20 protein-coding genes are annotated in these 26,556 nt (G+C 70.9%); 7 read left to right on the top strand and 13 right to left on the bottom strand.

Annotated features, from left to right (window positions below):
* Positions 1–88: 88 nt before the first annotated feature.
* The 6 genes from OHT76_RS15710 to OHT76_RS15685 all read left to right on the top strand — a co-directional run bounded on the left by OHT76_RS15710 (position 89) and on the right by OHT76_RS15685 (position 8,324).
* Positions 89–547: a single-stranded DNA-binding protein gene (locus tag OHT76_RS15710; RefSeq protein ID WP_328871451.1), complete on the top strand. Its 459-nt coding sequence runs from the start codon at positions 89–91 to the stop codon at positions 545–547.
* Between the two features lie 262 nt (positions 548–809).
* On the top strand, positions 810–2,234 hold the full coding sequence (locus OHT76_RS15705; RefSeq protein ID WP_328871450.1) for a Cys-Gln thioester bond-forming surface protein: 1,425 nt from the start codon (positions 810–812) through the stop codon (positions 2,232–2,234).
* Positions 2,235–2,453: 219 nt separating this feature from the next.
* A complete protein-coding gene (locus tag OHT76_RS15700) occupies positions 2,454–5,510 on the top strand; it encodes a tetratricopeptide repeat protein (protein WP_328871449.1) in 3,057 nt (1,018 codons plus the stop codon).
* A gap of 61 nt (positions 5,511–5,571) precedes the next feature.
* Positions 5,572–7,236: an energy-dependent translational throttle protein EttA gene (gene ettA / locus OHT76_RS15695; RefSeq protein ID WP_328871448.1), complete on the top strand. Its 1,665-nt coding sequence runs from the start codon at positions 5,572–5,574 to the stop codon at positions 7,234–7,236.
* Positions 7,237–7,242: 6 nt separating this feature from the next.
* Entirely contained in the window at positions 7,243–7,656 is a 414-nt protein-coding gene (locus tag OHT76_RS15690) for an acyl-CoA thioesterase (protein WP_328871447.1), read from the top strand.
* Entirely contained in the window at positions 7,653–8,324 is a 672-nt protein-coding gene (locus OHT76_RS15685) for a hypothetical protein (protein WP_328871446.1), read from the top strand. Before OHT76_RS15690 ends, OHT76_RS15685 begins: the two co-directional genes overlap by 4 nt.
* Here the strand turns inward: OHT76_RS15685 and OHT76_RS15680 are convergent.
* The 6 genes from OHT76_RS15680 to OHT76_RS15655 all read right to left on the bottom strand — a co-directional run bounded on the left by OHT76_RS15680 (position 8,321) and on the right by OHT76_RS15655 (position 14,421).
* Positions 8,321–9,751 (bottom strand): GntT/GntP/DsdX family permease, encoded by a 1,431-nt coding sequence (locus OHT76_RS15680; RefSeq protein WP_328871445.1) that lies wholly within the window; start codon positions 9,749–9,751, stop codon positions 8,321–8,323. The genes OHT76_RS15685 and OHT76_RS15680 overlap by 4 nt on opposite strands.
* Positions 9,748–10,668, bottom strand: coding sequence for an NAD(P)-dependent oxidoreductase (locus OHT76_RS15675; RefSeq protein ID WP_328871444.1), 921 nt, complete (start codon positions 10,666–10,668; stop codon positions 9,748–9,750). The genes OHT76_RS15680 and OHT76_RS15675 overlap by 4 nt, the downstream gene beginning before the upstream one ends.
* Positions 10,669–10,741: 73 nt before the next feature.
* Entirely contained in the window at positions 10,742–11,593 is an 852-nt protein-coding gene (locus OHT76_RS15670; protein WP_328871443.1) for a class II fructose-bisphosphate aldolase, read from the bottom strand.
* Positions 11,593–13,032 (bottom strand): four-carbon acid sugar kinase family protein, encoded by a 1,440-nt coding sequence (locus tag OHT76_RS15665; protein ID WP_328871442.1) that lies wholly within the window; start codon positions 13,030–13,032, stop codon positions 11,593–11,595. Before OHT76_RS15665 ends, OHT76_RS15670 begins: the two co-directional genes overlap by 1 nt.
* Before the next feature lie 78 nt (positions 13,033–13,110).
* Positions 13,111–13,809, bottom strand: a complete 699-nt coding sequence (locus OHT76_RS15660; protein WP_328871441.1) for a FadR/GntR family transcriptional regulator — start codon at positions 13,807–13,809, stop codon at positions 13,111–13,113.
* A 207-nt stretch (positions 13,810–14,016) separates the two neighbouring features.
* A complete protein-coding gene (locus tag OHT76_RS15655; protein ID WP_328871440.1) occupies positions 14,017–14,421 on the bottom strand; it encodes a globin in 405 nt (134 codons plus the stop codon).
* A 94-nt stretch (positions 14,422–14,515) separates the two neighbouring features.
* Here OHT76_RS15655 and OHT76_RS15650 point away from each other — a divergent pair, with 94 nt between their 5' ends.
* Positions 14,516–15,508 carry a methyltransferase domain-containing protein gene (locus OHT76_RS15650; RefSeq protein WP_328871439.1) on the top strand — a complete coding sequence of 331 codons (993 nt, stop codon included), beginning with the start codon at positions 14,516–14,518 and terminating at the stop codon, positions 15,506–15,508.
* A 6-nt stretch (positions 15,509–15,514) separates the two neighbouring features.
* Here the strand turns inward: OHT76_RS15650 and OHT76_RS15645 are convergent, their stop codons facing one another.
* From OHT76_RS15645 to OHT76_RS15615, 7 genes are all read right to left on the bottom strand, one after another.
* On the bottom strand, positions 15,515–17,059 hold the full coding sequence (locus OHT76_RS15645) for an FHA domain-containing protein (RefSeq protein WP_328871438.1): 1,545 nt from the start codon (positions 17,057–17,059) through the stop codon (positions 15,515–15,517).
* 106 nt (positions 17,060–17,165) lie between these two features.
* Positions 17,166–18,509 (bottom strand): vWA domain-containing protein, encoded by a 1,344-nt coding sequence (locus tag OHT76_RS15640; protein ID WP_328871437.1) that lies wholly within the window; start codon positions 18,507–18,509, stop codon positions 17,166–17,168.
* A gap of 99 nt (positions 18,510–18,608) precedes the next feature.
* On the bottom strand, positions 18,609–19,895 hold the full coding sequence (locus OHT76_RS15635) for a PP2C family serine/threonine-protein phosphatase (protein WP_328871436.1): 1,287 nt from the start codon (positions 19,893–19,895) through the stop codon (positions 18,609–18,611).
* Positions 19,896–19,898: 3 nt separating this feature from the next.
* Complete coding sequence (locus tag OHT76_RS15630; RefSeq protein ID WP_328871435.1) at positions 19,899–22,379, bottom strand: serine/threonine-protein kinase; 2,481 nt, start codon at positions 22,377–22,379, stop codon at positions 19,899–19,901.
* A complete protein-coding gene (locus OHT76_RS15625; protein WP_328871434.1) occupies positions 22,376–23,710 on the bottom strand; it encodes a hypothetical protein in 1,335 nt (444 codons plus the stop codon). The genes OHT76_RS15630 and OHT76_RS15625 overlap by 4 nt, the downstream gene beginning before the upstream one ends.
* A gap of 56 nt (positions 23,711–23,766) precedes the next feature.
* Positions 23,767–24,810, bottom strand: a complete 1,044-nt coding sequence (locus OHT76_RS15620) for a glutamate ABC transporter substrate-binding protein (RefSeq protein ID WP_328871433.1) — start codon at positions 24,808–24,810, stop codon at positions 23,767–23,769.
* Positions 24,811–24,824: 14 nt separating this feature from the next.
* Positions 24,825–26,207, bottom strand: coding sequence for a hypothetical protein (locus OHT76_RS15615; RefSeq protein ID WP_443049917.1), 1,383 nt, complete (start codon positions 26,205–26,207; stop codon positions 24,825–24,827).
* Between the last annotated feature and the right edge of the window lie 349 nt (positions 26,208–26,556).

Genomic DNA, 26,556 nt, shown 5'->3' with positions numbered 1-26,556 from the left:
CTTCGCGGCGATTCGCGAGGGACGCGGTCGTCGCGGCAGACGCAGCCGTACGGGACGGGCCCGTAGGCGTATCCGGGAGGGGTGCACGATGAACGAGACGATCATTTCCGTGGTGGGGAACGTGGCGACGCAGCCGGTGTACCGGGAGGTCGCGACGGGACCCTCGGCGCGGTTCCGGCTGGCGGTGACCGCCCGTTATCTGGACCGCGAGAAGAACGAGTGGACGGACGGGCACACCAACTTCTTCACGGTGTGGGCCAATCGGCAGCTCGCCACGAACGCGGCGGCGTCGCTGACCGTGGGCGACCCCGTCCTGGTGCAGGGCAGGCTGAAGGTCCGCTCGGAGGTGCGCGAGCAGCAGACCTGGACCTCGGCCGACATCGACGCGGTGGCGATCGGTCACGATCTCGCGCGGGGCACCTCGGCCTTCCGCCGCCCGGGCAGGCCGGAGCCGGCGGTGAGCGGTCCGCCCCCGGGTCCGGAGCCGGACTGGGAGACACCGGAGGCGGTGGCTCAACCCGCGCCGGAACCGGCGGCGGTGACGTGACGTCAGTACGCCTGTGATCGTTGACCGAACTGCGGCTTATCGGCGAATGCGTGCCGAACAACCCTGGTGGATTTGTCGATAAGCCCTGTTCGCAGCGGGTCCCCGCGATAACGATTCCGAGTCGGATCGCTTGTCCTACGGGATCCCTGGGAAGCGTGGGACGCCCGGTCCTTAGGATGCCGAACAAGGCTCTCGGAGCTTGTAGTTCTGCTGGTAGGACCGTACCCCCCACGTCAACGGGTCCTGCTCGAAGGGGAATTCTGTGCTTTCTTCTTTCTCCGCGCTGTCCGGGCGCGGACGAGGGGCGGCCCGACTTGCCGCCGCGACGCTGGTGTCCGGCCTGGTCGCCGCCGGTGTGCTGGTGGCCGGTGCCGGTCAGGCCGCCGCCGACGGAACGGCGCAGAACCAGGGCGGGGCGACCGCGACGATAGGCGGCCTGAAGACCCACGGCGCGGCGGTCATCCACAGCGAGACCGGCGACCAGGAGGTCTCGGCGGGCCTGTTCGAGATGTCCGTCGACGGTGGCGGGACCCTGCAGACGTACTGCGTGGACCTGTACAACCCCACGCAGAAGGATGCCAAGTACCACGAGACGCCGTGGAGCGGGACCTCCCTCGGCGCCAACGAGAACTCGGGCAAGATCCGCTGGATCCTGCAGAACTCCTACCCGCAGGTGAACGACCTGGCGGCGCTGGCCGAGAAGGCGGGCGTCCAGGGCGGGCTCACCGAGCAGGACGCGGCGGCCGGCACGCAGGTGGCCGTGTGGCGCTACTCGGACGACGCGGACGTCGATGCCGCGGATCCGCAGGCCGAGAAGCTCGCCGACTATCTGGAGAAGAGCGCCCGGGACGTGGCCGAGCCCGCGGCGTCGCTGACCCTCGACCCGGCCGCGCTGTCCGGGCGCCCCGGCGAGCGGCTGGGCCCGGTGACGGTGCGCACGGGGGCGTCGGCCGTGACGGTGACGCCGCCGGCGGACGCGGCCACGAGCGGCGTACGGATCGTCGACAGGACCGGCAAGCCCGTCACCTCGACCGCGGACGGCGGGCAGATCTACGTCGATGTGCCCGAGGACGCGGCGGCCGGCACGGCGGAGTTGACGGTGCAGGCCTCCACGACCGTCCCCGTGGGCCGTGCCTTCACCTCCGAGAGCCGCAGCCAGACGCAGATCCTGGCCGGCTCCAGCGAGTCGACGGTGTCGGCGACGGCACGCGCGACCTGGGCGAAGAAGGGCGCCATACCGGCACTGTCGGCGGCGAAGAACTGCGCCAAGGGCGGCGTCGACATCATGGCCGCCAATGAGGGCGACGAGAACTTCTCCTTCGAGTTGCTGGGTGCGGAGTACACCATCGGCGCGGGCGAGTCCCGGACGGTGACGATCCCGCTCCAGGAGGATCAGGCCTACGACTTCACGATCGAGGGCCCCGGCGGCTTCGCCCAGCGCTTCACCGGTGTCCTGGACTGCATGACGCAGGCGGCGGAGGCCGCGGAGGCGGACAACACCTCCACCCAGACCTTGACGGAACCGAGCCCCGCGACGGTGGGGGGCACGGCCCCCGACACCAACCTCGCGGCAACGGGCAGCTCCAACGCGACCCCGGTGATCGCGGGCGTGGCGATCGGGCTGGTGCTGATCGGCGGAGCGTCCCTGCTGATCGTCCGGAGGAAGAAGACCCCTGAGCAGGACTGACCCCGACTATTGACCGCGACAACAGGTGGGGGCGGGCGGTCGGCGTCCTCAGTGCGAGGGTGTTTCGGGTGTTTTTGGTTTCGTGGGTGGGGGTGGGTTTCTACGCTGGGAGGTTGAAGGGCGCTGAGGATCGGGGGATCAAGTGGGCGCTGAGATCGTGGAGTTGGTGGAGCAGGCGGGGCCGTCGGCCGTCACCGGGGACAACGCAACGATTAGGCCATGACCGACCGTCCTGCCCCCGGGGGCAGTGGGGTGGAGGCAAGCGGTGCGGGGTCCATCGGAGTGGGCGGCAATGTCGGTGTGGCCGTCACCGGTGACGGCGCCCGGCTGGTCATGCTGCCGGGCGAGGCGGTCCGCTGGGCCAAGGACGTGGACGCGCCGCCGGGAGCGGCGAATGTGCCCGGGTCGGCATCCGGAGTCTTCGTCGGCCGCGAGGACGAACTCGCCCGGCTGCACCGGCTCCTGACCGATGTGGGGGAAGCCGCGGTCACCCAGGTGCCGGGGACACGGGCGATCCACGGGCTCGGTGGGATCGGCAAGAGCACCCTCGCCCTGCACTACGCGCACACGCACCGGCACGCCTACACCCTGGTCTGGTGGCTCAACGCCGAGACCACCGACCGGATCGTCACCAGCCTGGGTTCCCTCGCCATGCGACTGTGCCCGCAGTGGGCTGCCGCAGCGGACGTACAGGAGCGGGCGGCCTGGGCCATCCTGTGGCTGCAGTGGCACCCCGGCTGGCTGCTCATCTTCGACAACGTCGAACACCCCGACGAGCTGCGCCACTATCTCGGTGCCCTCCCGGACGGCCGGCACCTGGCCACCAGCCGCACCGCGACCGGCTGGCACGCGATCGCCCCCACCATGCCCCTGGGCCTGCTCGATGCCGACGCGGCGATCAGTCTGCTGTGCACCCTCGCCCTGGGAGAGGGACGGACCCCCACCCCGCACCAGCGAGAGATGGCCGGCGCACTCGCCGCCGACCTCGGTCACCTGCCCCTGGCCCTGGAACAGGCGGGCGCCTATCTCTTCGAGACCGGAACCTCGCTGGCCGACTACAGAACCCTGCTGGGCCAGGTCATGGACACCGCCACAGCCGGGATCGACCCGGAACGCACCATCGCCCGCATCTGGCGCCATACCCTGACCGCCATCGAGCGCCGCAACCCCCAGGCGGTCATCCTGCTCGACGCGATGGCCTGGCTGGCACCGGACGACATCCCCCGCACCCTGCTCGCCCCGCTGTGCAGCGACATCCGCACGCTCGGGGAAGCCCTGGGCGTGCTGCATTCCTACAACATGATCTCCTACAGCGCGGACCGCCAGAAGATCAGCGTGCACCGCCTCGTCCAAGCAGTACTGCGCACGCCTTCCTCGCGCCCCGGAGATCGCGGCCCTCAGGCAGGGCGCGGACGAGCCGAGCAAGCCGTCGTCCATGCCCTGGCGCCGCCACCCGGCCAGGACACCGCCTCCGAAGCTCAATGGGACGCTCTCATCCCGCATCTGATCGCCCTCGCCGCGACCACCCCGTCCGGAGACCGGGACGACCCGCTCGCCGACTGGTACGAAGCCGCCGCTCTGCGCATGCACGAACAAGGCCACTCCGCCCGCACCATCCCTCTGTATCGGGCCACTCTCACCCAGCGTGAGCGCGTGCTCGGTGACACCCACCCCGACACCTTGACCAGCCGGAGCGACCTCGCCGCCGCCTACGACATGGCGGGGGATCTGGAACGGGCCGTCCCGCTGTGCGAGACAACCCTGGCCCAGCGCGTGCAGGTGCTGGGTGACACCCACCCCGACACCCTGCGCAGCCGGAGCAACCTCGCTCTCGTCTATCAGGCGGCGGGGGATCTGGGGCGGGCCGTTCCCCTGCACGAGACGACCCTGGCCCAGTGCGAGCAGGTGCTCGGTTATACGCACCCCGACACCCTCGCCAGCCGGAGCGACCTCGCTCTCGCCTACCAGGTGGCGGGGGATCTGGGGCGGGCCATCCCGCTGACTCAGCTGACCTTGGCCCAGCGTGAGCGGGTGCTGGGTGACAGTCATCCGGACACTTTGCGAAGCCGCAGTCAGCTCGCCTGGGTCTACCAATTGGCGGGGGATCTGGGGCGGGCCGTTTCCCTGCATGAGACGGTTCTTGGCCAGCGCGTCCGCGTGCTGGGTGATACCCATCCCGACACCCTGGCCAGCCGGGACAACCTCGCCCTCACCTGCCAGGTGGCGGGGGATCTGGGACGGGCCGTTTCCCTGCACGAGACGGTTCTTGCCCAGCGCGAGCGAGTACTGGGCAACACCCATCCCGACACCCTGGTCAGCCGGAGCAAGCTTGCCGTCGCCTATCAGGTGGTGGGGGATCTGGAGCGGGCCGTCCCGCTGTCCGAGACGACGCTGGCCCAGCGTGAGCGGGTGCTGGGTGACAGTCATCCCGACACTTTGCGAAGCCGCGGTCAGCTCGCCTGGGTCTACCAATTGGCGGGGGATCTGGGGCGGGCCGTTTCCCTGCATGAGACGGTTCTTGCCCAGCGCGTCCGCGTGCTGGGTGACACCCATCCCGACACCCTGGCCAGCCGGGGCGACCTCGCCGGCGCCTATCAGACCGCGGGGGATCTGGAGCGGGCCGTCCCCCTGCTCGAGACGGTTCTTGCCCAGTGCGAGCAGGTGCTGGGTGATACCCACCCCGACACTCTGATCAGCCGCAATCACCTTGCCTGGACCTATGTGACGACAGGGAATCTGAAACGGGCCGTCCCGCTGGGCGAGACGAGCCTCGCCCAGCACGAGCGGGTCCTCGGCGACACCCACCCCGACACCCTGAACAGCCGCGACACCCTCGCCTACGCCTATGTGACGACAGGGGACCTGAAACGGGCTCTTCCGCTGTGCGAGCTGACCCTGGCCCAGCGCGCGCGGGTCCTCGGTGACACCCACCCGGACACCCTGCACAGCCGCAACACCCTCGCCTACGCCTGCCGGGTGTCGGGAGACCTGGGACGCGCTATTCCGCTGTACGAGGCGACCCTGGACCAGCGTGAGCAGGTGCTGGGTGACAGCCACCTGGACACCCTGCACAGTCGTCATCAACTTGCCTGGGCCTATGTAGTGGCAGGGGATCTGAAACGGGCCCTTCCGCTGTGCGAGGCGACCCTTGCCCAGTACGAGCGCGTCCTCGGTGACACCCACCCCGACACCCTGAACAGCCGATTCACCCTCGACCTCGCCCGCGAAACCCCAGGTCAGGGCCCCTCGACCAAACGGGTTTCCCCCCAGGGGTAGCAGTCGGGCAAGATGGGGTGTATCTGCCCACTGCCAGATTCAAGCGTCCGGACGGTTTCTCTTGGCTGAGTACATCTACACCATGCGCAAGACGCGTAAGGCGCACGGCGACAAGGTGATCCTTGACGACGTGACGCTGAGCTTCCTGCCCGGCGCGAAGATCGGTGTGGTCGGTCCTAACGGTGCCGGTAAGTCCACCGTTCTCAAGATCATGGCCGGGCTGGAGCAGCCGTCCAACGGCGATGCCTTCCTGTCGCCCGGCTACTCCGTCGGCATGCTCCTCCAGGAGCCGCCGCTCGACGAGTCCAAGACGGTCCTGGAGAACGTGCAGGACGGCGCCGCCGAGATCATGGGCAAGCTCAAGCGCTTCAACGAGGTCGCCGAGCTGATGGCGACCGACTACTCGGACGCGCTCATGGAGGAGATGGGCAAGCTCCAGGACGACCTGGACCACGCCAACGCGTGGGACCTGGACACGCAGCTGGAGCAGGCCATGGACGCCCTGGGCTGCCCGCCCGGCGACTGGCCCGTCACCAACCTCTCCGGTGGTGAGCGTCGCCGCGTCGCGCTGTGCAAGCTCCTGCTCGAGGCCCCTGACCTGCTGCTCCTCGACGAGCCCACCAACCACCTGGACGCCGAGTCCGTGCAGTGGCTGGAGCAGCACCTCGCGAAGTACGCCGGCACCGTCGTCGCCGTCACCCACGACAGGTACTTCCTCGACAACGTCGCCGAGTGGATCCTCGAACTGGACCGCGGTCGCGCCCACCCGTACGAGGGCAACTACTCCACGTACCTCGACAAGAAGGCCTCCCGCCTCAAGGTCGAGGGCCAGAAGGACGCCAAGCGGGCGAAGCGGCTCAAGGAAGAGCTCGAGTGGGTGCGCTCCAACGCCAAGGGGCGTCAGGCCAAGTCCAAGGCGCGTCTGTCTCGCTACGAGGAGATGGCCGCCGAGGCGGACAAGATGCGGAAGCTGGACTTCGAGGAGATCCAGATCCCGCCGGGCCCGCGTCTGGGCAGTGTCGTGGTCGAGGTCAACAACCTCTCCAAGGCCTTCGGTGAGAAGGTCCTCATCGACGACCTCTCCTTCACTCTGCCGCGCAACGGCATCGTCGGAATCATCGGTCCGAACGGCGCCGGCAAGACCACCCTCTTCAAGATGATCCAGGGTCTGGAGGCCCCGGACTCCGGCAGCATCAAGGTCGGCGACACCGTCAAGATCTCGTACGTCGACCAGAGCCGCGAGAACATCGACCCGAAGAAGTCGCTGTGGGCCGTGGTCTCCGACGAGCTCGACTACATCAACGTGGGTCAGGTCGAGATGCCCTCGCGGGCCTACGTCTCCGCCTTCGGGTTCAAGGGGCCCGACCAGCAGAAGCCGGCCGGTGTCCTCTCCGGTGGTGAGCGCAACCGCCTCAACCTCGCGCTCACCCTCAAGCAGGGCGGCAACCTGCTGCTCCTCGACGAGCCGACCAACGACCTCGACGTGGAGACCCTGTCCTCCCTCGAGAACGCGCTGCTCGAGTTCCCGGGTGCGGCCGTGGTCGTCTCCCACGACCGGTGGTTCCTGGACCGAGTGGCCACGCACATCCTCGCCTACGAGGGTGAGTCCAAGTGGTTCTGGTTCGAGGGCAACTTCGAGTCGTACGAGAAGAACAAGATCGAGCGGCTCGGGCCGGACGCCGCGCGTCCGCACCGTGCCACCTACAAGAAGCTGACCCGGGGCTGATCGATCTTGCGGCATATCTACCGCTGCCCGCTGCGCTGGGCGGACATGGACGCATACGGCCACATCAACAATGTGGTCTTCCTCCGGTACCTCGAGGAAGCCCGTATCGACTTCCTGTTCCGCCCGGACAAGGATTTCCAGCAGGGGTCCGTGGTGGCGCGCCATGAGATCGACTACAAGCGGCAGCTCGTGCACCGGCACCACCCGGTGGACATCGAGCTGTGGGTCACGCAGATAAGGGCCGCGTCCTTCACGATCGCCTACGAGGTGAAGGACGACGACGTCGTCTACGTCCGGGCGTCGACGGTGATAGTGCCGTTCGACTTCGAGACGCAGCGGCCCCGCCGGATCACCGCCGAGGAACGGGAGTTCCTCGCGGAATACAGGGATGAGGACGAGGAGGAGGCCGTCGCCGCATGACGGTGCTCCACCTCGCTGACGAAGGGGAGGCGGCGGATCTCGTCGCCTTCCTCTCCCGGTTGCTCCACTACGACCGTTCAGCCGCGGTGCGCCTCCAGGCGGCCGGCACCGCGCTCGCCGTCTTCGGACGGCCGCCGTCCTTCGAGGTACTGGCGATCCGTACGGCGCGACTTGCCAAGCCGTACGAGAACGGGCTCGATATCACCCTGGACGTGACCGTGTCCGCGGGTGAACTCCTGGAAGCGGTGGACGAGTCGGCGGCCACGGCCGTCGTCCCCGGCGCCGTCACCGGTCCGCCCTGGGCGGGGGTGCTGCCGCCGCGGCGCGGCTGGCGTCCCGAGCCGGGCCTGCCCGCACCGGACGCGCTGCGCGCGATGGTCGGCGCGGCGGTGGCCGAATTCCGGGCGCGTACCGAGGAGTTGGGTACTGAGCGTCGTACCAGGGCCGAACTCGACCGGATCGGGCGGGACATCTGGTCCCGGGCCGTCGGCGACACCCCGCTTCCGGTACGGGCCGTGCATGCGGCGCAGTCGCTGGGATTCCTGCGGGCCGAGGGGGAGTTGGCGTTGTTCTCGTCGGGAGCGTGGCTACGGCTGCGCACGCCGTACGGGTCGATTGCCGTACGGCGTGCGGGACTTGGCGTCCTGGACCTCAGCGTGAATCGCTAGACCAGGGGCCACAGGGCTGCCGTCAGGGCGAAACCGATCGTGCCCATCGCGGTTGTCAGGACCGTCCACGTCCGCAGGCCGCTCGCCACGTCCAGGCCGGCCAGCTTGGTGAACATCCAGTAGCCCGCGTCGTTGATGTGCGAGACGGCGAGGCCGCCCGCGCCCATCGCCAGGGCGACCAGGGAGAGTTGGCCGGTGGACAGGTCGGCGCGCTCCAGCAGCGGGGTGAGGATGCCCGCGGTGGTGATCAGGGCGACGGTGGTGGAGCCCTGGGCCGCGCGCAGGGTCAGTGCCATCAGGAAGGCCAGGAACAGCGCCGGGAGGCCGGTGCGGTCCAGTACGTCGGCGATGGCGTCGCCGATGCCGCTCGCCACCAGCACCTTGCCGAACACCCCGCCCGCGCCCGCGACCAGGATCACCATCGCGACGGAGGGCAGCGCCGAGCCCATGACGTTCGCGATGTGCGCCCGGTCCCAGCCGCGGCGGGCGCCGAGCAGGTACGCGCACAGCGCCACGTCGATCAGCAGGGCCACCATCGGGGCGCCGAGGACGGTCAGCACGGCGCGGAGGGTGGAGCCCTCGGCGAGCAGGTTCTGGCCGAGGGTGCCGGCCAGGATGAGCAGGATCGGGGTGACGATCAGGGCCAGGACCATGCCGAAGGAGGGGGCGGCCGGGTCCAGGCCCGTGGCGGCGGGGGCGGGCTTGGTGAGTACGGCGGTGCCGTGGCCGTCGTCCATGGGGGCGACGCCCCCGGTGGACTCGGGTGCGGGGTCCTCGCCGTAGACCTCCGCGTGCACCGCCGGGTCCATCGGGTACTCGCGGCGGGTCATACGGCGGGACAGCAGATAGCCGAGCAGGACCACGGCCGCGGTGAGCGGGATGCCGAGCAGCAGGACCAGGCCCTGGTCGGCGCCGATGGCCTGGGTGACGGCGACCGCGCCGGGGTGCGGGGGCAGGAAGGCGTGCACCGTGAGCATCGCGGCGCCCATCGGGAGGGCGTAGACCAGGAGCGGCTTGCGGGAGGCGCGGGCGACTCCGTATGCGATCGGCATCAGGATGATCAGGCCGACCTCGAAGAAGACCGGGATGCCGAGGACGAAACCGGCGACGGTGAGCGCGAGCGGGGTGCGCTTGGAGCCGAAGCGGTCGATCAGGGAGTGCGCGAACGAGGCGGCGCCGCCGGAGAGTTCGATGATCCGGCCGATCATCGCGCCCAGGGCGATGATCGTGGCGATATGACCGAGGGTTCCGCCCATGCCCTCCTCGATGGTCTTCACCAGGTCGGCGGCGGGGACGCCCGCGGCGAGGGCGACGCCGATGGAGACGACGACCAGGGCGACGAACGGCTGGACCTTCGCGCGGAGGATGAGCAGCAGGAGGGTGGCCACTCCGGCGGCGGCGATGAGGAGGAGCGTGGTGTGGCTCATCGGGGGCCTCCCGCCGGTGAGTCGGTGTTCTTGGGGGAGAGGAGGGTGACCACGGACGAGTCGTCGTTCGCCGCGAGGCCCGCCGCCTCGCCGAGGAGGTAGAGCTGCTGGGCCGCGGAGGCGAGCGGGACGGGGACGTGGGCGTCCTTCGCGATGCCGGTGACGATGCCCATGTCCTTCACGAAGATGTCCAGACGGGACTTCACCTCGGGGGCGGTGTCGTGCGCGTACGTCTCGACCATGCGGGGGCCTCGGTCGGCGAACATGAACGAGCCCGCGGCGCCGTGACGCAGGCTCTCCACGACCGTCGCCGGGTCCAGGCCGAGGCCGCGGGCCAGCGCGATCGCCTCTGCGGCGGCGGCGATGTGGACGCCGGCGAGAAGCTGGTTGATCGCCTTGAGGGCCTGGCCGTCTCCGGGGTTCTTTCCTACGACCGTGAGGGTGGAGGCGAGCAGGTCGAGGACCGGGCGAGCCTGGTCGAGGGCCTTGTCCTCGGCGCCTACGACGATGAGGAGATCACCGTTTCCGGCTCGGACCGGGCCGCCGCTGACGGGGGCGTCCACCGTGAGGATGCCTTGCTCCGCGAGGCGGGCGGCCGTGGTGCGGGCGGCTTCCGGGCCGACGGTGCTGGTGAGGATGACGGTGGCGCCGGGGCGGAGGGTCTCGGCCACGCCGCCCTCGCCGAAGAGGGCGGCGTCGACCTGGGGTTGGTCGCGTACGGCGAGCAGGACGACGTCGGCGTGCGCGGCGGCCTCCGCGGGCGTGCGTGCTGCGGTGCCGCCGGCTTCGGTGAGCTGGGTGAGGCGGGCCTCGGATATGTCGTAGGCGGTTACGGGGAGTTGGGTGGCCAGGCGGGTGGCCATGGGGAGGCCCATGGCGCCCAGGCCGATTACGGCGGTTTGGGGACGGGGGTGCATGGGGGGCCTTTCTGGGGAGCCGGGGGGTGGGATTGCCGGTGGGGAGGCCGGAGTTGGAGGTGCCTGGTCGCTGCTAGGCGAGCTGCCTGATGATTCGGGATGCTGCCTCTGTCACCGCATCTCGGCCTGCGCTCCAGATGCTCACTACGTCTGAACCCGGTATGGCCTTGGGGAGTTCGGCCTGTACCGCCTGGAGGTAGGCCCTGCGGAGTTCTGCGTTTACGTTGATCTTGGCTACGCCTCGGGTGAGGGCGGCCTTGAGCTGGGGCTCGGGAAGGCCGCTGGCGCCGTGGAGGACCAGGGGGACGGGGTTCGCCGAGCTGATTTCGCTCAGGCGGTCCAGGTCCAGGCGTACAGGGGTCGCCGTGAAGCCGTGGACGTTTCCGACCGCTACCGCCAGGGCGTCTACGTCCGTTTCCGCCACGAACTCCGCCGCCTGGGCGGGCTCTGTCATCGCGGTGGTCGTTGCGCTCGCGTTTGTCGAGACGTCCTCGTCGCCCGGCAGCGCGCCCAGCTCCGCCTCGACCCAGGCGCCGTAATCGGCGGCCCGGCGTACCGCTTCTCGGGTCAGGGCGATGTTCTCCCTGAAGGGGAGGTGGGAGCCGTCGATCATCACGGACGTGTAGCCGGCCTCCAGACAGGCCGTGATCTCGTCGAGGTCCCGGCTGTGGTCCAGGTGGACGCCCACGCGGACGGAGGACGCCTTCGCCGCGTCCAGGGCCAGGCGCATCAGCGGGTCGCGTCCCGCGTGCTTGAAGGGGCTGGAGCCCGCCTGGATCAGGACCGGGTGCTCGGGGTTCGCCTCCGCCGCCGCGACGATCGCCTGGACCGTTTCCAGGTTGTACGCCACGAAGCCGGGCAGCGCTCGGTTCGATTCGTAGGCACGGGTCAGGGACTTCAGGGCCTCGGGGCCGGTCAGCAGCATCAGGCGGCGCTCCTCAGGAGGGTGAGGGCGTCGGCGAGGGCGTTGTCGCCGCCGACGTTCCCGGCGAACACGATGTAGGGGATACCGGCGGCGGGCCCGTCGACGGGCTGCCAGAGGGAGACGATCCCGGGCAGCAGCGTGCCCCGGGCCCAGGCTCGGCGGATCTGAAGGCCGTGGGTGGCCGTGTCGCTGGACGTGATGCCGCCCTTGGCGATGACGAACGCCGGGCGCTGGGCCTCGGTGATCCTGCGGACCGTTTCCACCAGGGCCGCGGAGACGCTGCGGGAGATCGCCAGGCTTTCGTCGGGGTCGGCGGCGGTGACGACGGTGCGGGTGGTGCGGATGACCGTGTCCGCGGTGTGCAGGGCTGTGGCGGCGGCCGCTGCGATCTCGGCTATGTGGGCGTCTCGGTGGGCCGGGTCCAGGAGTTGGGCCACCTCGAGTTCGTACTCGGCGAGGTCTGTGGTCGTTTCGCGCAGGTGGTTCAGCTGGCGGGTGGTCAGGGAGACGTGGGAGCCGACGACTATCAGGCCATGGGGGGCGGGGGCGCGGAGGGGGGTGAGTTCGGTGGGGGTGAGCGGGGGGTGGGCCGGTTGGGCCGCCCGGGCTCGGACGAAGGACGGGCCTACGCGGTAGAGGAGGCGGGTGCCGGTGCGCTCCGCTTCGGCTGTGGCGAGGGCGAGGACTCTCAGGTCGTCGTCGCAGACCGCGTCCACGACGGCGGGGGCGCCGTCCCGGAGGGTGGCGAGTTGCTTCGCCACGTGGGTGGGGCCGCCTGTGCGGAGGTCGGTGAGGGTGATGCGGAGGACCTTGTCGGCGGGGGTGCGGCCCTGTGTCTTCTCCTCGATCCAGTCGGGGAGGTCCGAGGAGGTGTAGCCGAAGGTGGCGTCGCGGGCGAACTCGCTCTCGCCTACGGGGAGGAGACCGTCCGGGGTGCGCATCCAGTGGGTGGAGTCGACGGTGAGACGGCCGGCTTCGATGTAGGCGGGGACGAGGACGACGCCGTCGGGGGCCTGGTCGGTGGTCGCCAACTCCTCGGCCAGTACGTCGGTTTCGAGGGGGTAGTGGCCTCGGAGGGTGGAGTCGCCTCGGGAGGCGATGACGTACGGGATGTCTTCGGCTTCGGAGGCCTGGTGGAGGGCCCTTGCTATCTCGCGGTTGCGGGCGGCCGCGTTGTGGGGGGCGAGGCTGCGGGTGTTGGTGAGGACGAAGAATGCGGGGGTGTTCTGGCGTAGGGCCCAGCGGAGGTCTTCGACGGTCCAGGTGGTCAGGACGGGGAGGTCCTTGATGGTCTGGGTGCCGGTGGGGTCGTCGTCCAGGACGGCCAGGCGGGGGGCGGTGGTGAGGCTCGCGGCTACTTCGGCGGGGGTGATGTGCCTTATGGGTGGGACATTTGTGAGTACTTCGGACTCGGGGAGGGTGTGACGGGGTAGGGACATGGCGGTTCCTGGGTGGGGGTGCGTTGATGAGTGCTGTGGGGTGGGTGCGCGGCCCGCAGCTACGGCGGCCTCAGTCGCTTACTGGTCCGTCGACTTCAGTACGTGCGTCCGGTAATCCGTCGCCGTCTGGTTCATGTGGGCGTTCATTGCCTCGCGGGCCTTGTCCGGGTTGCCGGATTCCAGGGCCGTCAGTACCGCCTCGTGGTGGGCGATGGCGTTGAGGCGGATTTGGGGGACCGCGGAGGTTTCGCGGCGGCCCTTGGCCAGGAGGGGGCCGAAGGGTTCGAAGAGGAGGGGGACGAAGAGGTTGCCCGTCGCCCTCATCACCGTGGCGTGGAAGTCGATGTCGGCCTGGACGAACTTCTCCGTGTCCGCCTCGTCCGCCGCCTCGCGCATCGCCGCCAGGTGTTCACGCAGCTCCGCGAGATGGGTCTCGTCCCGGCGCAGTGCCGCGAGCTCCGTCGCACCGTTCTCGATCAGCCGGCGCGCCTCGATCAGGCGCTCCGAGAGCGACGTTTGAGAGGAGCGGGATGCCGCTCGGACCACCGGTTCCAGGGCCGTCCAGCGGTCCGGCGGGTTCACATACGTACCGCGGCCGCGCACCACTCGTACGACGTTCTGTGCCCGTAGCTGCTTGACCGCCTCGCGTACCGTCAGCCGGCTCACCGAGGACTGCTCGGCGAGTTCCCCCTCCGGGGGAAGCGCGGCGTCCGGCAGGTAGGTGCCGTCGATGATCTCGCTGAGCAGGCGTTCGGCGAGGTCTTCGGAGAGCGACATCTTCGGGCCTCCGGCGGGATGAGCGAATGAGCGGGCGGAACGAGTGCGGCGGTCGAGAGTCACCGTACGGGGTGCGTGCGGTGGCCTCGAGGGGTACCTCAGATATCTGACGTCAGACATCTGATGTCTTGGTGTGCGTAACCCTGACACCGAGGCGGGGGAACGTCAATACCCCCGCCGCATTTCCGTTCGGTAACAGGGAAGGGCTCAGCTCGCCGTGTTCACCATCGACGCCGCCGCGTACGTCAGGTAGTTCCACAGCGTCCGCTCGTGCTCCTCGGACAGGCCGAGTTCGTCGACGGCGTCCCGCATGTGCTTCAGCCAGGCGTCGTGTGCCGCCCGGTCGACGGTGAAGGGGGCGTGGCGCATCCGCAGCCGGGGGTGGCCGCGGTTCTCGCTGTACGTCGTCGGACCGCCCCAGTACTGGATCAGGAAGAGCACCAGGCGCTCCTCGGCGGGGCCGAGGTCCTCCTCGGGGTACATGGGCCGCAGGATCGGGTCCTCGGCGACACCCTCGTAGAAACGGTGGACGAGGCGGCGGAAGGTCTCCTCCCCGCCGACCTGCTCGTAGAAGGTCTGCTCCTGAAGCGTGCCGCGCCGAATCTCATTCACTCACCCATGGTCTCAGACGCCATGACCCAGGACTTGAGACTTAGGACCTCCCCCGGCACTCGCCCCGCGCCGCGTCCCGCAGGACAGTGGAGGCATGAGCGCGCAGGATCTCGACCGGGACGGCAAGGAGCTCGACGACCTTGCCGATACGGCGCGGGCGGAACTCGTGCGGGAGATCGACCGGAGCGGGGCCTGGGCCGAGGACCCGGTGTGGCGGGAGGTGTTCGCGGCTGTCCCGCGCCATCTCTTCGTGCCCTACTACTACGTCGGCGCCGTCGGCGGATACGAACGGCGCTGGGGCGAGAGCCCCGAACCCGGCGCACGGGAGCGCTGGATGCGCGGCGCCTACGCGGACGTACCGCTGGCCACCCGGCTGCGCGACGGGGAGCTGCTCTCCTCCAGCAGCCAGCCCTCGCTGATGGCGATGATGCTGGTCGCGCTGGGTGTGGAGGACGGGGACCGGGTGCTGGAGATCGGCGCGGGAAGCGGATACAACGCCGCCCTGCTCGCCCAGCGGCTGGGCGACGACGATCTCGTCACCACCATCGATCTGGAGCCGGATATCACCGAGTCCGCGCGGCAGCATCTGGCCGCCGCCGGGTACCACCCCGTCGTCCTGACCGGCGACGGCGCGCGGGGTGCTCCGGAACGGGCGCCGTTCGACCGGATCATCGCGACCTGCAGACTGCCGTCGATCCCGCCCGCCTGGCTCGCCCAGTGCCGGGAGGGCGCCCGGATCCTGACCCCGATGGCCACCGGTCTGGTCGCCCTGACCGTGCAGGACGCCGAGCATGCCGAGGGGCGCTTCCTGCACACGCCCGCCTACTTCGTCCCGCTGCGCGGCGGCGACCGGTCCGAGTCCGAACCGGCACCCCTCGGCGGAGTGCCGCGCCGGGCCAGGGATCACGAGCTGTTCCGCTTCCTGCTGGTGCTGAGCCAGGGCAGCCTGGATCCGCAGGAGGCCTATCAGCTGTGGGACCGCGAGGGCGAACCGCAGCGCCAGCGCTACGGCATCACGGTCAGCGGCGAGAGCGAGTGGGCCTGGCTGGACGATCCGGAGGGGCCGTACGCCTGGCCCCTCCGTTGACGAGCCTCAGCCCCTGCGGATGGTGATCGTCGTCCAGGCGCCCACGTGCACGCGGTCGCCGTCCTGGAGCGGTACCGGCACGAACGGCTGGATCGGGTCCTCGGAGCCGTTCACCGTGGTGCCGTTCGTCGAGTTCTGGTCGACGACCGCCCAGGAACCGTCCGGCTGCTGGACCAGCACCGCGTGCTGGTGCGAGACGCCCGGGTCCTCCGGCGGCACCGACAGATCGATGTCGGGGGTGTCGCCGGTGGAGTGCCGACGGCGGCCGATGGTGATCTGGTTGCCGGCGAGGGTGCGCTGCTGCTCCGGCGAGTACGCGGGCAGGTTGAGGCCCGTGGCCTCGGGGCCCGAGCGCTGCATCATCGCCATGAAGTACTCGCGGTCCGGGCCGATCGTCGCCGTCCAGGTGGCCGGCTGCTGCGGGTAGCCCGGGCCGGGCGGGGGCGGGGCCTGGCCGGAGCCGGGCTGGGGGTAGCCGTAACCGCCGCCCTGGGGGCCGGGGCCGCCGGGTGCGGTGGAGGAGGGGGGCGAGATCACCCAGTCGTCCTCGCCGCCGCCGAAGGAGGGGCCGCCGGGCTGGGGACGGTTCGTCTCCTGCGGGAACGGCGGAGCGGGCGGACCGGAGTGGAACGCCTGCGGGGCGCCGGGGCCACCAGGACCTCCGGGACCGGCGGGCGGCGTGGGACCGGGCGGCGGCGGAACCGGCCGCGAGGGGTCACCACCGAAGCCGGACGGGCCGCCGGGAGCACCGGGACCGCCCGTGCCACCGGGTCCCCCCGGGCCGCGGAAGCCATCGGGACCACCAGGAGCGCCGGGACCACCAGGTCCGCCGTAAGCACCGGGGCCACCAGGAGCACCGGGACCGCCGGGCCCACCAGGACCGCTCTGGCCGCCGAAGCCACCAGGACCATTCGGACCCCCGGGACCACCGGGCCCACCCTGGCCGCCGAAGGGACCGGGACCTCCAGGCCCACCCTGCCCACCGAAGCCACCGGGACCGTTCGGGCCCCCAGGACCCCCCTGGCCACCGAACGCCCCAGGCCCACCAGGACCGCCGGGCCCACCAGGCCCGTTCGGCCCCGGATTCGGATCCGTCCCGAACGGCGGGATCGGCTCAGCAGGCCGGTTCATCTGCGAGGGCCGCGAGCTCTGGTAGTCGTACGAGTCACCCCCGCCGTAGGACGGCCCGGGCGGCTGCTGCTGGAAGCGGGCCGCCGGGCTGGGGCCGGAGCCGGGCGCCGGCTGGCGCGGGGCGGCCGGGGTGTACGAGGTGGCCGTGTTGGTGAGGAAGTTCCACCGGCACTCCTCGCAGAACGGCGCACCGCCCTCACGCGGCGTGCGGCACTGCGGGCAGAGTTCCGGCTCGGGGTCCGGCACGGCGGACAGGTGGGAGCGGCCGGCCTGACCGGGAGGCGGCGGCGGAAAGCCGTAGCCGCCGCCGGGCGGGGGCGGCGGGGGAGGGGGCGGAGGTACGGAACCGGCCATGCGGTGACCGCAGACCTCGCACCAGTCGTCGGAACCCGACTGGTGTCCGTTCGGGCAGGTCGGCATGTCGGCGCTTCCCCCTCTCCTTTCCGGCCGGGACGGCCGGATTTCTCCAACCCCGAGGGGTCAGGCTCGCGTCAGTGTCCGGGCTGGTACTCGGGCACTTCTTGTGTCACTTCTTTACACGAACAGTCTTTGTCGACCGGGTTTCGAGAGTCATCTCGTCGGCCTCCGCGACCTTCGCCTTCAGTCGCACAGTACCTGCCGCGGCATCGACCACGTCCACCACCTTCGCAAGGAGTTTCGCCGTATCGGCGTTTCCGGAGGCGCTGGCGAGCTGAACGGCGCGGCCCAGCTTGGCCGTTGCTCCATCCATATCGCCCGCTTTGCGCAGATCGAGCCCTTGTTGAATGGCTTGTGCCAGTTCTGCCTGCCCGGTGTAGTGGGCGACTTGAGGGTTGATCGACGTGGAGGCGACCATGTCGTCGGTCCACACGGCCCGTACCAGGCCCTGGGCGCCGAGGTTCTGGACGCTGCCGTCCGGTTGCGGGATGACCAGGGAGACGCGGGCGGCCAGCATCTCCTGGCCGAGACCGGCGACCGGGACCTCGACGCATACGTGGTAGTCACGGGACTCGTCTCCCCAGGAGCCGGTGGGGTAGTCCCCGGAGCGCGGGCCCGATTCGGTACGGCGGTCGGTCAACTCCTCGACCGTCGGCGCCACTTGCTTGACAAACTTGATGGTCGTGCCCACCGGTGTCCACACCCTGAGGGCGACGTCCGCGACCTCCTTGCCCATCGCCGTCTCCATCATCTGCGTGAAGTCGGCGGCCAGGCCCGCCGGGTCGGCGACGATGTCGGCGGTGCCGAGCAGGGCGGAGGCGATCCCTGTGACTTCTTTCACTTCCCAATCGGTGCCCACGCCGCGGGCATCGCAGGTGAAACGCCCGGCGCAGGCGTCGAGCGCGGCGCGCAGATCCTCAGGTGACTCGTGTTCATTGCGGCCGTCGGTGAGCAGGATGCCGTGGCGGATGGCGACGTCCGCGGAGGACAGCAGCCGGTCCGCGAGCCTGAGCCAGGTGCCGATCGCCGTACCGCCGCCCGCGCTCAGCTTGCGCAGCGCCTGCTTGGCCTGGTCGCGGGTGGTGGCGTCGGCGACCGCGAGGCGACCGCCGCCCGGGTAGACCTCCTTGGCGACATGGGTGCCGTCGATCACCGCGAAGTGCACACCGTCGCGCAGGGTGTCGATGGCCGCGGCCGTCGCGTCCCGGCCGCCCCGCATCTTGGTCGGCGGGTAGTCCATCGAACCCGAGCAGTCGACCATGATCGCCACCGCGGCGGACGGGCCCTGTCCGGGTGTGTAGAGCGGTGCCGCGACCGCGTTTCCGATCGTGCCGCCGCCGGTAGCGCTGACCGTCACGATCGCGTTGACCTCACGGCCGCCCTCGGGGAGGTACTCGTTCTGGTACACGTCCATCGAGAACTGCGGCACGTTCGACTTCGAGAAATTGGCCATGCCTTCTCTGATCCCCCTAGGTCGCCCCACCGGGGTGGGGCGATGGCTGATGGCGGACCGGTCCCCTCCGGTCCGTCGAGGCTTCCCCGCTACGTGGCCTCAGGCCGATCCTGCCCCCATCGGCGGGGCCGGGAACGGCAGCACGGCCACTGTTACGTTGTCGTGGCCCCCGCCGTCGAGCGCATGACCGACCAGCACCTGGGCGCTGTGCAGGGGACGTACGGCCGCGTCGAGGGGCACCACGTCCGCCATGTCCTCGGCCGCTTCGGCGTAGTTCCACAGGCCGTCGGTGCAGACCACCACCACTCCGGGCCGGTCCGGCTTGAAGGAAGCGGTGTGCGGCTCCAGTTCGTAGGCGTCCGCGCCGAGCCAGCCGGTGATCGCGTGGGCGCGCTCGTCGGCGTACGCCTCGGCCTCGTTCATCAGGCCCGCGGCGACCATCTGCGCGGCCCAGGAGTCGTCCTCGGTGAGCCGGGCCGGGGGTGTGCTGCGGTCCACCGGGACCCAGTAGACGCGGCTGTCGCCGACCCAGCCGACGACCAGCAGCCCGGAGGTGATCACCGCGCCGACCAGGGTGCAGGCGGGGGCGTTCTGGTGCGGGGCGTGCTCGCGGGCGGTGGCGGGCTCGTCGGCCAGCGCGTTGACCGCGCGGGCGGCGGCCACGATCGCCTCGTGCATGGCCTGCTGCGGATGCGTGCCGTGCGGCAGGGCCGCGAGCAGCGCGTCGCTCGCCGCGCGGGACGCGGCCAGGGAGGCGTCGTCGGGGCGGGTCGCCGAGGAGACGCCGTCGCAGACGATCGCGAGGACCGCGGGGGAGCCGTCGGCGAGGGCCGTGCAGCCCACGGCGAAGGAGTCCTCGTTGCGGTGGTGGCGCAGTCCGCGGTCGCTGACGGCCGCGACCGGGCCGCACTCCTGTTCCATGTGGTCGCGCTCGCGGGGCTGGGCGTGTCCGCAGTTCTCGCAGTAGCCGTCGTGGTCGACCCGGCCGGACCGGCAGGCCACGCACACCTTGGCGGCCTCCGCGGGCGCGGGCTGCTCGGCGGCGATGCGCGGATCGGGCGCCTGGAGCGGGTACTCCTCGGGCTCGGGCCGGCGGTCGAACCGTACGCCCGAGTGACCGCGGCCGTCCGACTCGGCGCCCTCGAGATCGGCGGGCAGATGCACCGCCGCCGGGGTGTCCGAGCTGTCCGGCTCGGAGGCGCCCGGCCAGGCCACGTCGGCGGCGCCGGCCGGCGGGGGCGGGGCCGTGCCGTTGACGGCGGCCGGTGTGCCGGCGAGGGCGGACAGGTCGTATCCGCACTTCTCGCAGAAACGGTCACCCGACTGCAGCGGTTCCGCGCAGCTCGGGCACTTCGACAGAGCGGCCTGCTGGGGCATCTGCGACATCAACTACACCCACGTCCGGGGGCGGTAACGGTTGGCACGTTCCACCAGGTCGATCCTCTCCTCGCCGCCCTGCGCGAGCCGGGCCAGCGTGCGGTACGAACGCTCGAGGCCGAACCGCAGTCCCCGCTCGTCCAGGCCGCTGCCGAGCAGCGACCGTCCCCCGGCGGCGGTGGGGACGGAACCCTGGCCACCGGAGAGTATCCAGTCCAGCGCGCAGCCGAGCACCTCGGCCGCCAACTGCTCGCGGCGCGCGGGGTCCAGGCCGTACGCCTGCAGCGCCTCCACCTGCCCGGCAGCTGCGGTCAGGTCGTCCAGGAACGGTACGTCACTGGCGACCGCGGTGCGCTGCCGCAGCCGCGCCCGCACGGCCGCCACCCGCGCGGCCGTGTAGTGGATGGAACTCTCCGGAATCGACTCCAGCGTCCGTACGGCGCCCCGCCGGTCGCCGGTGGCGAGCTGGACGCGGGCCAGGCCGAACGCGGAACTCACATAGCTCGGGTCGGTCGACCAGACCAGCCGGTAGTACTCGGCGGCGTTGTCGAGCTGGCCGAGCACCTCCGCGCACAGGCCGAGGGCCAGCTTGGGCGCGGGCTCGCCGGGGAAGGCGTCGTAGATCGCGTCGAAGGAGAGCGCGGCGCCCTCGTGATCGCCGGTCACCAGCGCGGCCACACCCCGGTACCAGACCACCCGCCAGTCGTCGGGCCGCTCCGCCTCCAGGCGCAGCAGGGTCTCGTGGGCGGTGCCCGCGTCGCCGCTCTCCAGCCAGGCCCGCACCTGACGCAGCCGTGTCTCGGTGGAGGGCGCCGGAGCGGCGGCGAGCGCGCCGGCGAGTTCGGCGGGCGCGGAGGCCAGCAGGCCCGCGAGGAAACCGGCGTTGGGGTCACCGGGATCCACATGCGGTACGGGGAGCGCGAGGGCCGCCGCCGGGGCGTTGACGGGCTTGACGAGGCCCGCGGACAGCGCGGGGGTGGCGGTGGCGGCGCTCTTTTCGCGCGCCCCCAGCCGGGAGACCTCCCCGTCCAGCTTCGGGAACAACTCGGAGTCCGTGACCTTCACTTCGGGCCCGAACAGGGTCGACAGCGCGGGCCGCGCCCGCCCCGTCTGGAGCGAGACGACCTCCCGCAGTACGCCCGTCAGCTGTTCCGCCATCTCCTGCGCGGACGCGAACCGCCGCGCCGGATCCGGGTCCGTCGCCCGGACCAGCAGCCGGTAGAAGGACTCGTACTGCCGGAAGACCTCGATGTTGTCCGGGTCGGGCAGGGAGTCCACGAAGACGTTCGTGTAGCCCTGGAAGTCGAAGGTCAGCACGGCCAGGGTGCGGGCGACCGTGTAGAGGTCGCTCGCCACCGACGGGCCGACCTCCGCGACCTCCGGCGCCTGGTAGCCCACCGTGCCGTAGATGGCCGACTCCTCGTCGTCCATCCTGCGCACGGCGCCCATGTCGATGACCTTGAGCTGGCTCTCGGTCTGGATGGCGTTGTCGACCTTGAAGTCGCAGTACAGCAGGTTGCGGCTGTGCAGATGGCCGAGCGCCTCCAGGGCCTCGATGCCGTACGCGCAGGCCTGCTCCACCGGCAGCGGATCGCGCTTGCCCGCGGTCGTGCGGCGGTCGTTGGCGATCTCCTTGAGGGACTTGCCGCCGACGTACTCCATGACGATGTAGCCGTCGAGGGAGCCCGTGCGCTGGTCCAGGTGCTCGACGAAGTTGTAGATCCGCACGATGTTGGCGTGCTCGATCTCCGCGAGAAAGCGCCGCTCGGAGATCGCGGCGGCCATCGCGTCCTGGTCGCCCGTGTCCAGCAGGCCCTTGAGGACCACCCAGCGGTCGGAGACCGCGCGGTCCACGGCGAGGTAGACCCAGCCGAGCCCGCCGTGCGCCAGACAGCCCACGACCTCGTACTGTCCGTGCACCACATCGCCGGACTTCAGTTTCGGGATGAAGGAGTACGGGTGCCCGCACTTGGTGCAGAAACCTTCCGTACGGCCGGGCCGCTCGCCGCGCGCCCGGCCCACCGGCGCCCCGCAGTCGGAGCGCGAGCAGAACCGCTTGCGCTCGGGCACCTCGGGGTTGTCCTGCACCATCGCGCGCGGATCGGGCCGCGGCACGTCCGGGACGTCCACGAGACCGACGCCGAGCCGCCCCCGCCCGGAGCCACTGGCGGGGGTGCCGGAGCTGCGCACCGACACCGAGCGGCCGGTGGAACGGCCCGACAGGGACCGCGAGAGCCGCCCGGACACCGAGCGGCGCGACTTCGACGACTGGGACGACGTACGAGAGCTGCTGCGGCTGCTGGAGCGGGAACTGGTGCTTCCCGAACCGCCCTTGGCGCCGCCCGTCACTCCGGTGGGCGTGGAGCCGACCATGCCGGAGGTGGAGACGACCGGGGCCAGACCGCAGGTGTCGCAGTACAGCTCGCCGCCGCCCACGTCCTCGTACGCACCGCCGCAGCCCGGCCGCTGGCAGCTCTGTTGTGCCTGACTCATGACCTCGTCTCCCCCCGACGATCCTCCGGGCCGCCCTGTTCCGGCACGCGCGGGGCGCCCAGTACTTCGGCCGCCGCCCGCTGGTAGCGCAGGACGGCCTGTTCCGCGACGCGCAGATCGCAGGGCGCGCTCCACAGCATGCGCCGGGCCGCGTCGTACCGCTCGATGAGGAACGGGTCCTCGGCGAGGCCGTGCCGGGCGACCTTCGCCTTGTACGCGTCCAGCCGGCCGCGCAGCTCCGCGCGGACCGCCAGCGGCTGTGTGACCGCGGTCAACGACTCGCGGGCGCGCAGCAGTTCGTCCTCCGCCTTCTGCTCGAGCGACTCGAGGAGCGGGGACAGCCGGTGCCACTGGGCGTGCCTGCGGTACTCGGCGGCGGTCGCCAACTGCTCCTGGAGCACGGTCGGCGGGCCGCTGACGACCGGTACCTCGGTGGCGGCGATCTTCGCCAGGACCTCGCCGCGCGCGGTGCGCGCCTCGGCGAGGGTGCGGTCCGCGCGGGAGAGCACGTCCCGCAGCTTCACCAGGCGAGCCTCGGCGTCCTGGCGGACGGTGAGCACGGCGTCGATCTCCCGGCGCACATCCTCCAGGGCGCGCGCCTCACGGTCGTAGACCGTGGTGTCCGGCTTGCCGCCGCCCGGCGCGGAACTCCCTTGTGCGGGGCGCCAGAAGGCCAGCGGATCGGACACCACCTGCTCGCGCAGGCGCGTCAGCGTGCGGGTGATGCGCTCCAGGTCGTCGCCTGCCGGGTGCTCGCCCGGGCGTACGCCTACGGAGTGCGCGAGCTTGCGGGTGCGCTGGAGCTCCGCGGCCAGTAAATCGATCCGTGCGGGCAGCGCCGACCACACCGCGTCGGCGGTGACGACCATATCCAGACTCGTCGCGTACAGCTCGTTCATCCGGTCCACCAGCGTGACCAGTGAGAACCGCTCGCTGAGCTTGCCCGAACCGCCGTGCAGCGTCGGCGCGTTGGCGGTCGCCGCTGCGGAACCGGCGACCGTGACGCACTCGCCGCGCAGCAGCTCCGTCAGTTCCACCAGGTCCTCGCGGCTGGACCAGCGGCGCCGGGAGCGGATCTCGCGGGCGCCGCGCAACGCGTCCGTGTAGGCATCGAAGTAGGCCCACAGCAGCGTGATCGAGGCCTCCGCGGCCGTCCAGCGCTCCTTGGTGACGCCGGTGAGTTCGGCGCCCTCGAGGAGTCTGCGGCCCGCGTGGTCCTGGAGGGCGAGGAGCGAGGTCTCGATCGCCTCGTGCTCCGCGCCGAGCCGCGCCAGCGCACGGTCCACCTCGTCCCGGTCCATCACCGGCCCGGGGGGTCCCGTGACGCCCATCGATCACCTCTCGCTGCTGTGTTGTGCCTTGGGGGTGTTGCTCGGTCTGTCGGGGTTCAGCTCTTGCGGAGGTACTGCGGGGCGGGCGGCTCCGAGTCCTTCGACTCCGCTCCCAGTGTCGCCGAAAGCCAGTGGTCGTACGACGACTGCCAGCCGCCGGAGGTGTCCTTGCGGTAGTCCACCAGGATCTGGTTGACCCGGCGTACCAGATCGTCGGCGTCCTTCTTCATCGCCACGCCGTAGTACTCGGTGGTGAACGCCGCGCCCTTCAATTCGACCGTCGGATCTTGCGCGGCCTGGCTCGCGGCGAGGGCACCGTCGGTCACCACCGCGTCCACCTCGCCGAGTTGAAGCCTGACCAGGCAGTCCAGCTGGTTGGGCACGGTGTTGGAGATATCGGCGGAGGCGGGCAGGTCGCCGTCCTTCTGGCCCTGCTCCAGGGTGGAGTACGCCGTGGAGCCCTCCGCGGTGCAGATCTTCCGCTCGGCGAGGGTGTCGTCGTAGCCCTTGATCTCGGAGGACTTGGGGGCCAGCACCTGCTGGCCGGTCTTGAAGTAGGGGGCGGAGAAGGCGACATCGGCGAGCCGGTCGCAGTTGATCGTCATGGTGCGCACCACCATGTCGACGCGGCCCTCCTGAATCGCCGGGATGCGCTGGTTGGTGGGGATCGCCTTGAACTGCACGGCGTTCGGGTCGCCGAGGATGTCCTCGGCGATGCGGTGCACCAGGTCGATGTCGAAGCCCTCCAGCTCGGCGGTGCCGGTGCTGTTGGGGTTGCGGTAGCCCCAGCGGTAGCTGTTCTGGTCGACGCCGACGATCAGCTTGCGCTTCTCGCCCTGCCGGCTCTTGATCGCGTCGATGGTGGGGCCGTCGGCGCCGGACGGGGAGAGCGTCTGCTTCTCCGGGTCCGCGCACTCCGCCACCGCGCGCGCCCGCAGGACATGGCCGATCCCGGGGCCGCCGGTGCCGGTGCTGCCGTCGCCGGCGGCCTGGGTGTGCGGCAGCAGCAGCGCGAGCAGCACCGCCAGGGCGCACACGGCCGCCATCGCGCCCACTCCGCCCCAGCCCTTCAGGCTGGCCCGCAGACGTCGTCCATGCATCGTCATGCCCCCTCTCACCGGTACTCCGACAGCCTGCGGCCGATGCCCAGGACGGCGCCCGCCGCGCCCAGGACGGCCAGGACGGCCGCGCCGATCGACAGCCCCGCCATCGCGTCCAGGCCGTCGCCGGCCGCCGCCTTGAACTCGGTCGTCTCGTGCTTCAGCGCGGTGGCGAGGTTGTCGTCGACACTGTCGAAGCACTCGCCGGTGGTGCCCTTGGCGCCGATCACCTTGTCCAGCGCCTGCTGGTACTCGCCGTTCTCGTCCTCCGCGCGGGCGGCGGCGTGGCGCTTCTTCCACTCCGTCATGTTCCCCACGGCCGCGGTGACCGGCTGCTCGCCCGCCTTGTCGTCGGCGAGGTCCTCGGCGAGGGCGAGACCCTTGCCGAGGGTGTTCATGTCCTGCGTGAAGTCGTAGTCGTACGCGTCGTACGTCTCCTCGCCGACCTTCTTGGTCTCGGCGCCGCGGGAGACCAGCGTCAGGTTCTCGTTGCCGCGGGCCTTCAGGGAGGCGATACGGGCGTCGTGCAGGACGTTCAGCGAGCGGACGCCGTGGTCGTAGGAGTCGTTCAGGCTCGCGCGGGCCACGCTGTGACCGACGACCAGCCACAGCAGGACCACCGTGGCGGTGGCCGTGGCGGCGACCAGGCCGTGGTTCAGGACGCGGTTGGTGCGACGGTAGTTGCGGTGCTGGGCCCAGGCGAGGGCGGCGAGTGCGAGGACGCCGAGGGCTATCGCCGCCCAGGGGTACGGGGTGGCGCCGTCGTAGTCGTCGCGCAGCCGCTGGTTCTCCTTCTTGTAGAGATCCTCCGCGGCCGGGAGCATCTCCTGCTGCATCTTCTCGTTGGCGTACCGCAGATAGGCGCCGCCGACCGGGAAGCCCTGGCGGTTGTACGTCCGGGCCTGCTCGACCAGGCCCTTGTACTCCGGGAGCAGCCGGTTGAGCTTGGCGATGGTGGCTGCCGAGGGGGAGTCCGGGTCGGAGTTGGCCGCGGCGGTGACGAGCTTCTCGGCGGCGGTGCTGATGCCCTTTTCGTAGCGGACGCGGTTGACGCCGGTCTCCGCGCGGCCGGCCAGGAAGCCGCTGGAGGCGGCGGTGTTGGCGTCGGCGAGGGAGCGGTAGATGTCGGCGGCGTCGGAGCTGAGCGGCTGGCTGCTGTGCAGGACGTCGTCCGCGGCGGCGGCTCGCTCGGTGACCTGCCAGGCGGTTACGGCGCCGAAGGCGACGACGAGGAGGGCGAGTACGGCGCCGATGATGCGGAGCCGGCCGGGTTCCGTGGTGGCGGCTGCCCGGAGTTTGTCCAGGCCCTCGGCGAAGGCGGTGCGGCGTTGGCCCTGCGGGGTGGGTGGGGGTGTGGGGCGGCCCTGCTGGGGCGGTACCGGCGGCATCGTGGGCATGCCGGTGTCCGGTGGTGGTGCCGTGCTGCTCTTCGCCGGCTGTGTCACTTCGACCTCCCCCATGGTCATCCGTCGCCCGCAAGTATCACTGCCGAAGCCTGCTGACGGCCAGGCGGGATCCCGGATCACCCCCTGCCCATGAATACGCCGTGGCAATCGGTTCGGTTCCGGTGGGGGTGGGTTGGTGTGCGTTGGGGTGCGGCGGGGGCTTGTTTCGCCCCCGCCGCCCCTACCCGTCCCATCCTCCAGGGGCTGCCGCCCCTTCGACCCCGCCCAGGGGGCTCCGCCCCCTGGACCCCCGCTCCTCAAACGCCGGAGGGGCTGAAATTTGCGGCACCGGCATTTTCAG

This window comes from Streptomyces sp. NBC_00287 (genome assembly GCF_036173105.1).
GTDB lineage: Bacteria > Actinomycetota > Actinomycetes > Streptomycetales > Streptomycetaceae > Streptomyces.
Note: the sequence above shows the minus strand (reverse complement) of the source record. Positions and strands in the feature narration are given on the sequence as shown.

What these genes read in the sequence shown, in the direction of transcription:
- OHT76_RS15710 (WP_328871451.1), top strand. Translation starts at nt 89, where the DNA reads ATGAACGAGACGATCATTTCCGTGGTGGGGAACGTGGCGACGCAGCCG.
- OHT76_RS15700 (WP_328871449.1), top strand. Translation starts at nt 2,454, where the DNA reads ATGACCGACCGTCCTGCCCCCGGGGGCAGTGGGGTGGAGGCAAGCGGT.
- OHT76_RS15685 (WP_328871446.1), top strand. Translation starts at nt 7,653, where the DNA reads ATGACGGTGCTCCACCTCGCTGACGAAGGGGAGGCGGCGGATCTCGTC.
- OHT76_RS15680 (WP_328871445.1), bottom strand. Translation starts at nt 9,751, where the DNA reads ATGAGCCACACCACGCTCCTCCTCATCGCCGCCGCCGGAGTGGCCACC.
- OHT76_RS15675 (WP_328871444.1), bottom strand. Translation starts at nt 10,668, where the DNA reads ATGCACCCCCGTCCCCAAACCGCCGTAATCGGCCTGGGCGCCATGGGC.
- OHT76_RS15670 (WP_328871443.1), bottom strand. Translation starts at nt 11,593, where the DNA reads ATGCTGCTGACCGGCCCCGAGGCCCTGAAGTCCCTGACCCGTGCCTAC.
- OHT76_RS15665 (WP_328871442.1), bottom strand. Translation starts at nt 13,032, where the DNA reads ATGTCCCTACCCCGTCACACCCTCCCCGAGTCCGAAGTACTCACAAAT.
- OHT76_RS15660 (WP_328871441.1), bottom strand. Translation starts at nt 13,809, where the DNA reads ATGTCGCTCTCCGAAGACCTCGCCGAACGCCTGCTCAGCGAGATCATC.
- OHT76_RS15650 (WP_328871439.1), top strand. Translation starts at nt 14,516, where the DNA reads ATGAGCGCGCAGGATCTCGACCGGGACGGCAAGGAGCTCGACGACCTT.
- OHT76_RS15645 (WP_328871438.1), bottom strand. Translation starts at nt 17,059, where the DNA reads ATGCCGACCTGCCCGAACGGACACCAGTCGGGTTCCGACGACTGGTGC.
- OHT76_RS15640 (WP_328871437.1), bottom strand. Translation starts at nt 18,509, where the DNA reads ATGGCCAATTTCTCGAAGTCGAACGTGCCGCAGTTCTCGATGGACGTG.
- OHT76_RS15635 (WP_328871436.1), bottom strand. Translation starts at nt 19,895, where the DNA reads ATGTCGCAGATGCCCCAGCAGGCCGCTCTGTCGAAGTGCCCGAGCTGC.
- OHT76_RS15630 (WP_328871435.1), bottom strand. Translation starts at nt 22,379, where the DNA reads ATGAGTCAGGCACAACAGAGCTGCCAGCGGCCGGGCTGCGGCGGTGCG.
- OHT76_RS15625 (WP_328871434.1), bottom strand. Translation starts at nt 23,710, where the DNA reads ATGGGCGTCACGGGACCCCCCGGGCCGGTGATGGACCGGGACGAGGTG.
- OHT76_RS15620 (WP_328871433.1), bottom strand. Translation starts at nt 24,810, where the DNA reads ATGCATGGACGACGTCTGCGGGCCAGCCTGAAGGGCTGGGGCGGAGTG.
- OHT76_RS15615 (WP_443049917.1), bottom strand. Translation starts at nt 26,207, where the DNA reads ATGCCCACGATGCCGCCGGTACCGCCCCAGCAGGGCCGCCCCACACCC.